The sequence below is a fragment of the Acinetobacter stercoris genome (genome assembly GCF_900323515.1).
In the GTDB taxonomy this organism is placed as follows: domain Bacteria; phylum Pseudomonadota; class Gammaproteobacteria; order Pseudomonadales; family Moraxellaceae; genus Acinetobacter; species Acinetobacter stercoris.
In genome coordinates, this window is the sequence record NZ_OOGT01000190.1 from 1 (window position 1) to 7,812 (window position 7,812).

6 protein-coding genes are annotated in these 7,812 nt (G+C 38.4%); 2 read left to right on the plus strand and 4 right to left on the minus strand.

Annotated features, from left to right (window positions below):
* Positions 1-213: 213 nt before the first annotated feature.
* Complete coding sequence (locus tag KPC_RS15855) at positions 214-579, plus strand: hypothetical protein (RefSeq protein WP_121975327.1); 366 nt, start codon at positions 214-216, stop codon at positions 577-579.
* Positions 580-613: 34 nt separating this feature from the next.
* On the opposite strand, the gene KPC_RS15860 is transcribed toward KPC_RS15855, so the two are convergent.
* Together KPC_RS15860 and KPC_RS15865 are read right to left on the minus strand one after the other, a co-directional pair.
* Positions 614-1,996, minus strand: coding sequence for an amino acid permease (locus KPC_RS15860; RefSeq protein WP_121975328.1), 1,383 nt, complete (start codon positions 1,994-1,996; stop codon positions 614-616).
* A gap of 153 nt (positions 1,997-2,149) precedes the next feature.
* Complete coding sequence (locus tag KPC_RS15865; protein WP_121975329.1) at positions 2,150-3,865, minus strand: alpha-keto acid decarboxylase family protein; 1,716 nt, start codon at positions 3,863-3,865, stop codon at positions 2,150-2,152.
* Positions 3,866-3,996: 131 nt separating this feature from the next.
* On the opposite strand from KPC_RS15865, the gene KPC_RS15870 reads away from it, so the two are divergent.
* Positions 3,997-4,470, plus strand: coding sequence for an Lrp/AsnC family transcriptional regulator (locus tag KPC_RS15870; protein WP_121975330.1), 474 nt, complete (start codon positions 3,997-3,999; stop codon positions 4,468-4,470).
* 157 nt (positions 4,471-4,627) lie between these two features.
* On the opposite strand, the gene KPC_RS15875 is transcribed toward KPC_RS15870, so the two are convergent.
* The gene (locus KPC_RS15875) at positions 4,628-6,160 is read right to left on the minus strand and encodes a pyridoxal phosphate-dependent decarboxylase family protein (protein WP_121975331.1); all 1,533 of its coding nucleotides are present in this window, start codon (positions 6,158-6,160) and stop codon (positions 4,628-4,630) included.
* On the minus strand, positions 6,160-7,536 hold the full coding sequence (locus KPC_RS15880) for a diaminobutyrate--2-oxoglutarate transaminase (RefSeq protein ID WP_121975332.1): 1,377 nt from the start codon (positions 7,534-7,536) through the stop codon (positions 6,160-6,162). Before KPC_RS15880 ends, KPC_RS15875 begins: the two co-directional genes overlap by 1 nt.
* Between the last annotated feature and the right edge of the window lie 276 nt (positions 7,537-7,812).

A 7,812-nucleotide genomic window follows, 5' to 3' on the forward strand; every position in this document is an offset into this window, starting at 1 on the left:
GTCATAATCTAATTGTAATATTTCATTTTCTTGTCACATTTTTTACGATTTTATTGACTTGTTTTGTACGACATTTCATGTCGCCAGATTCATCTTGTCACCTTTCCTTTAAGTTAAAATATCAGTGCCTGATCTCTGATCATCACCTCAAAGTAGTAGCTTAACTCTGTCAAGTTACAGTAGAAATAATTAACATTAAAAAAGGAAAATAAGATGAAGCAAACGCTCACTACGCCACAATGGCATGAAACGTATTTAAGAATGGTTGGATCAACCAGTACCATTAGCCTACTCATTAGCATGAGTGGTTTTTTTATTTATCTTTTATTACATCAAATTCCACAGCTATTTATTATTCAGAGTCTAATCAATAGTATTAGTATCATTTCCTTTGCAATCCTAATCTTACAAACGATACGCTCAATGTATCACAGCTATCATATTCCACTGATCATGAGCTGTCGTCACCCCTATCAAAAGATTATTTTTGTCTGTAGTAGTATTTCGATGGTTTTGATTATCCTGACCTCTTTCTGGCTCAGTATCACACAATTATTAGCTCGAAATATAATATTGTAAAAGAGACCTTCTACAGATCTCTTTTACCCACATATCATTGATTTGGCTGTATTTCTGGTAAAGAAATAGTCTTTTTACGATATTTTAATGCATACATTACAAATAGTGCCAGCAACCAGACAGGTATCAGTAACACTGCAATGCGCATATCGGGTGTCAGGCTCATTACAATTAAAATAAAGAACACAAAAGCAATCGTTAAATAATTACTCCACGGGCTTAATATGCTTTTAAAGCTGGTGATTTGATGTTCATTTTTCATTGCCTTGATAAATTTTAAATGGGTAATAGAGATCATTAACCAGTTAATTACCAATGCAGATACAACCAGCATCATCAGCAGCTCAAATGCCTTACTGGGCACAGCATAATTAATCAATACACAAATTGCAGTTACCGCAGAAGACACTAAAACAGCATTAACAGGAATACCGCGTTTATTCACCTTTTTAAGGAAATCTGGCGCATTTCCTTGTTCAGCCAGACCATGCAACATACGGGTATTACAGTAAATACAACTGTTATAAACTGAGATTGCTGCAACCAAGACTACAAAATTCAGTACATTTGCCACACCCTGACTATTCAGCGATTGAAAAATCAATACAAAAGGACTACCACCTTGTGCAACCTGATTCCAGGGATAAAGACAAAGTAAAATCCCGATTGCGCCAACATAGAAAATCAGGACACGATATACAATTTGATTGACTGCTTTAGGAATGGTTTTTTGCGGATTTTTTGTTTCAGCAGCAGTGATTCCGATCAATTCCAGACCACCAAAAGCAAACATGATCACAGCCATTGCCATCACAAAACCATGAGCACCATTTGGGAAAAAACCACCAAATTGCCATAAATTTTGCACACTTGCCTGTGAACCTGCATTACCACTGAAAAGTAAATATGCACCAAACAAAATCATACTTATAATGGCAGCAATCTTAATAAATGAGAAAATAAACTCTGTCTCACCAAAGAATTTCACATTAATCAGGTTAATACCATTAATCAAAACAAAGAAAAATAATGCAGTAACCCAAGTTGGGATTTCTGGCCACCAAAACTGTACGAATGTACCTATTGCACTTAGTTCAGCCATGCTCACCAATACATACAGTACCCAGTAATTCCAGCCAGACATGAAACCAGCCATTTTACCCCAATATTTATTGGCAAAATAACTAAATGAACCACTTACGGGCTCATGTACAACCATTTCACCCAGCTGTCGCATAATTAAAAATGCAATCACCCCTGCCAAGGCATATCCGAGCAAGACGGAAGGCCCAGCCAGTTTAATGGTTTGTGAAAGTCCAAGAAAAAGTCCCGTTCCGATTGCACCACCTAGTGCAATTAATTGTATATGTCGGTTTGACAATTCCTTTTTTAGTGTCTGATTATTTTGACTATCCATAACAACTCCAATAGCACTGTCATTTCCTTTACAGTGTTCTTTCCATCGGTGAAAGGGAGCAGAACATCAGCAATAAGAATAAGCAGATGTTCCATTTTTTATTCAAGGTTGAATCCTAAAAAGGGAAATGTAGTCCTTACATTTCCCAATGACTTAAATCGCGTCTTTACATGGAGCAAATTGAGGAGGTGTTTTTAATTTGCGATAAGCCAAGTCACCATAATCATAACGAGCAACAACATCAGCAAACTTTTGTAAGGCAAGCGGAGCATCCATCGCTGGGAGCTTTAATTCAATCAATGCAAGACCATCATAGTTTGAAACTTTATCTAATGTGTTTTGCAGCTCTCCAGCAGTTTCAACAACAAAAGTGTCATAAGCTCCTTTGCCATTGAATACATTGATCATCTCTGTATATTTCCAGTTCTGGATATCGTTATAGGTAGAGTTTTCACCTAAAATCAGGCGCTCGATCGTATAACCACCATTGTTCAAAACAAAAATAACCGGTTTTAAATCATGGCGAATAATAGTCGATAACTCTTGCATGGTAAGCTGTATTGAACCATCACCAATAAATAAGACATGACGTCGTTTTGGCGCTGCAAACATACTGCCTAGTAACGCAGGTAGCGTATAACCGATAGATCCCCAGATGGGTTGAGCAATATATTTAGCTGTTGTTGGCAAACGAATACCTGAAAGTGCAGTATTAGAAGTACCTACTTCACCGATAATGACATCATCTTCTTTCAAAAACTGGCTAACATATTTCCACAATATGTCATGTGATAATTTTCGTGATGAAGCAAATTGTTCAACTTTCTTCTCAGTCGGTTCCAATGTCGGTTTTGATACTTTTCGAATCGCGACTTGTTCCATGATCTGTGTTAAAAGTTCAGTGATATCAATTCCAGGAAAATTTTGATTAAAAATATTAACATCATATTGTTTAATCTCAATAAAATGTTCTGGTTGGATATTATGAGTAAAATATGCCGATCCCACATCCGTAAAGCGTGGCCCAATTCCAATCAAACAGTCTGAATTTTCTATTAAATTTTTAACAGATGGCTGACTCGCAACTCCAACATATACACCTGCAAATAATGGTGAAGATTCATCCATAATATTTTTAGCTGTACATAAGGTCGCAAAAGGAATTGAACATTTTTGAGCTAAATCCATTAATAAATCTGTCACATTAAAAATCTGCGCTTCATTATCAATTAATAGCGCTGGTCGCTCTGCTTTTGCTATCGCTTTAACAATTTTATTCACCGCATCATCGAGTAATTCTGGATCACTTTTCGGTTGAATCAAATTTAAAGGTTGCTCGTTTACTTCAATTTTTATATGTGTAATATCAGAAGGTAACTGAATATGCACAGGTCGACGCTCAATAAAGCATTGGCGTAAAACACGATCAATCTCTGAAGCTGCATTTGCTGGGGTCAATCTGGTTTGTGCTACAGTGAACTCTTTCATACAGTTCATGATATTGTCATAATTACCATCAACCAATGTATGGTGTAAAAGTGCACCTTGCTTTACCGCATGTAAAGGTGGAATTCCTGAAATATGAACGACTGCAACATTTTCAGTATAGGCACCCGCAATACCATTGATTGCGCTCAGATCACCTACACCATATGTGGTCGCAAGTGCTGAAAAACCGTTAATTCGTGCATAACCATCAGCAGCATATGCCGCATTGAGTTCATTACAGTTTCCGACAAACTCCAAATCCTGCTCTGCTTCTACCTGTTCTAAATAAGATAAATTAAAATCACCAGGCACACCAAAAATATGATAAATACCAAGCTGTTGTAATCTTTTATTTAGATACCGTCCGATTTCTATTAACATATTCACTTTCCTTTACATTATTATCATCCTTTATAAAAATAATATTGCATTTCATTTTTAGATTTCATGCATAATAGAAACCGTTTTAAGGATAAATACAAGTTTTGTGTATCATAAAAGGATTTTATGCAATGGATAAGTTCGATTGGCAAATCATACAAGCCCTACAGAAAAACGGACGCCTCACCAATCAGGAAGTTGGAGACATGATCGGATTATCTGCCTCACAATGCTCTAGGCGAAGGCAATTACTAGAACAAAAAGGTATCATTTTAGGTTATACAGCCCGCATTCACCCACAGGCTTTAGGCATCGAAATCACAGCCATGGTACATGTCAATTTAAGTACACATGGTGCCAAATCCAAACAGGACTTTCAGGACCTCATTGAAGCTGAAGACCAGATTCAGGAAGCATTTTCACTTAGTGGCGATGCTGATTACATTTTAAAAGTTGTAGCAGAAAATCTGGAGCAACTCTCTCACTTTGTCACAGAAAAATTATTAGCTTATGACTATATAGGACATATAAAGTCCTACATTGTTTTAAAGAAATTTAAAGAACAGAATCATATTATGATTCGCCCGAAACTCAGTACTTATTGAGTTCGTATCACTTAATTTCCATGTTCAGGTTGTTGAAAAAATCCCATGTATTTTTACAACAGCTTGTCTGTATTGCATTGAAATTTATTTAAAAACTTATCTATATTAAAAAGAAAAGGTCGCAATTGCGACCTTTTCTTTTTAACCATAAAAATACTTAATCAATCGCAGGAGTATAGGTGCCTGCTTGAATTGGAGCCTTGATACGTTCGGCTTCAGCCAAAACCAAATCAAGCAAGTTTTTCACATTTTCCAATGTTGCAACTGGACTTAATGTAGTCATTTTCAACGACTGAACATTGCCAACCTTTGTTACCCCGATATTTGCCTCACCACGTGCAAACAATTCATCTGCAACGTTTTGGTTTAAAGTATCAAGCAATTCAGCCGGATAACCTTCTGGAACTACACGGAACAATACTGAAGCAAACTGTGGTTCAACTAAAAGTTCTAAGCCGGGAGTTGCTTTAATATAATCTGTAACTTCACGAGTCAGCTCCACACCATGATCGATCATAGAACCATAAAGTTCTTCACCAAGTGCTTCCACTGTCATCCAGAGTTTTAAAGCATCAAAACGGCGAGTCGTTTGCAATGATTTAGAAACAAGGTTTGGTACGCCATGCTCTTCATCATAAGCAGAGTTTAAATATTCTGCTTCATAATGCATAAAACGATAGTTTGCAGGATCTTTTAGCAAGAATGCACCACAAGAAATCGTTTGGAAATAATGCTTATGGAAATCAAGAGTGACTGAATCAGATAATTCAATACCATCAAGCATTGAGCGATGGTCATTTGACAGAATCAACGCCCCGCCCCATGCTGCATCGATATGCATCCATGCGCCATACTTGCTGGTGATTTCACGAATCTGTTTCAAAGGATCAATCGCACCAGCATCTGTTGTACCCGCTGTTGCAACAACACATGCCACGATTTTGCCTTCTGCCTGCAAATGTGCCATGGTTTTTTCCAAGGCATCTACATCCATTTGAGCATTATCATTTACTGGCACAGTAACTACAGACTGGAAACCCATACCCATCATAGCCATGTTCTTTTGCACAGAAAAATGTGCATTTTCAGAACAGATAACTTTCACTTTTTTCAAAGCATCAGCAGGAATACCATCGCGCTGAACTGACCATTCCTGACCGTTTTCATCTTTGTAGTTTTTTGCAATACATGCATCACGAGCAAGAAGAACCCCCATCAAGTTTGATTGAGTTCCACCAGAGGTAAAAACTCCTGCCTCACCTTTGCCATAACCCACTTTTTGACGAAGCCAGTCGATCAACTGTACTTCCATCAAAGAACCTGCCGGGCTTTGATCCCATGAGTCCATTGACTGGTTTGTAGCATTGATAAAAACTTCAGCAATCTGGCTTGCCACCATCGTTGGACAATGCAAATGTGCTAAAGAATGCGGATGATGAACTTTTAAACTTTTATTCAGGAATAAATCTGTCATACGGTTAACAGATTTATCCAGACCTATACCTTGTTTGGATGGGTTAAAAGAAATCGCTGAGCGCAACTCTTTAATACTTCCACCTGTATACATTTTGTCGTTTTGCAACCATGCAGAAACGGCTTTAACCGCTTCAGCCATTGCTGACTCATAGTCAGCAATGGACTGGGCATCATTGCAGAGTAACGCTTTACGATGTTCTGCAAAATCAACCATTATTGAGCGCCTCGAACAGCAACCAAAGCTTCTGCAATTGCAGCACGAATACGGGCAATCGCTTCAACACATTCTTCTTGAGTAATGATCAATGGACAAAGTAAACGGATGACCGTACCACCTCGACCACCTTTTTCAAGCAATAATTTATGATCAAAACATGCAGTTTGAATTGCAGCAGCCAATTGTGAATCCGCGGGGTATGCACCGAGATGATTTGGTTGTTGACGCTCATCAACAATTTCAAAACCGATCATCAAGCCACGACCACGTACATGACCAATACATGGGAATTCCTGTGCCAGTTTTTTCAATTCAGCCTGAATGAAATCACCACGTTCTTGTGCATTTTGTGCAAGATTTTGCTCTTTGATCACATTCAAAGTTGCAAGACCTGTACCCATTGCCAGCTGGTTACCACGGAAAGTCCCCGTGTGACCTGCTGGTTGCCAAGCATCAAATTTACGCTTAATACCTAGAACAGCAAGCGGAAGACTTCCACCTACAGCTTTTGACATCACAACAACATCAGGTTCTATACCAGCATGTTCAAAAGCAAACATTTTGCCCGAACGGGAGAAGCCAGCCTGAACTTCATCAAGAATCAGGACGATGTTATGACGTTCGGTCACTTCACGAATTTTTTGAAGCCATTTGGTTGGCGCAACAACCACACCACCTTCACCCTGAATTGCTTCAAGAATCACAGCAGCAGGTTTGGTTACACCACTTTCCACATCTTCAATGAATTGTTCAAAATAATACGTGAGTGCATCAACACCAGCCTCGCCACCAATACCCAATGGGCAACGGTATTCATGCGGGTAAGGCATAAATTGCACGCCTGGCATTAAATTATTTACAGCATTTTTAGCACTTAAGTTACCTGTCATCGCAAGTGAACCATGTGTCATACCATGATAACCACCTGAGAAACTAATCACTGAACCACGTCCAGTATAAGTTTTTGCAAGTTTAATTGCCGCTTCAGTCGCATCTGCACCAGATGGACCACAGAACTGTAGGCAATATTCTTCTTTGCCACCTGGCAAATAAGAAAGCAAGCTTTCAGTAAAAGCATCTTTTAACGGCGTCGTTAAGTCTAAAGTATGTAAAGGAAGACCACTATTAATTGTGTCTTGAATACTTTGAATCACCGCAGGATGGTTATGGCCTAATGCCAATGTTCCTGCCCCAGCTAAACAATCGAGGTATTTTGTACCTTCAACATCGGTAACCCAGCACCCTTGTGCTTTCGCTATCGCTAACGGTAATTTACGTGGATAACTACGTACATTCGATTCCATCTGACTTTGGCGAGTCAAGTAGTATTCGTTAGTGGAATTGGTGGCAGGGTTTACAGAAGTAACGCTCATATCGAATTACCATCTCTGATATGGGTTGAAAGAAATAAGTCTGGTGACTTGCGGTCCTTTGACTCGGTGCTTTATAGAAATCTAGTTAGAGCTTTGTATTTATTCATAACTAGGAGCGCGATAATACAGCTTTTTTCCAAAAAATAAATGCCTTTTATGCGCTTATCGTACAAATAGTTTTATTGAAAAAAAATTTCATCGGACTCTGGACTAGAATTATCATCATACTATGTGACAGACTAAAGAAAAGCCTATTTTTATTCTATACATTTAAAT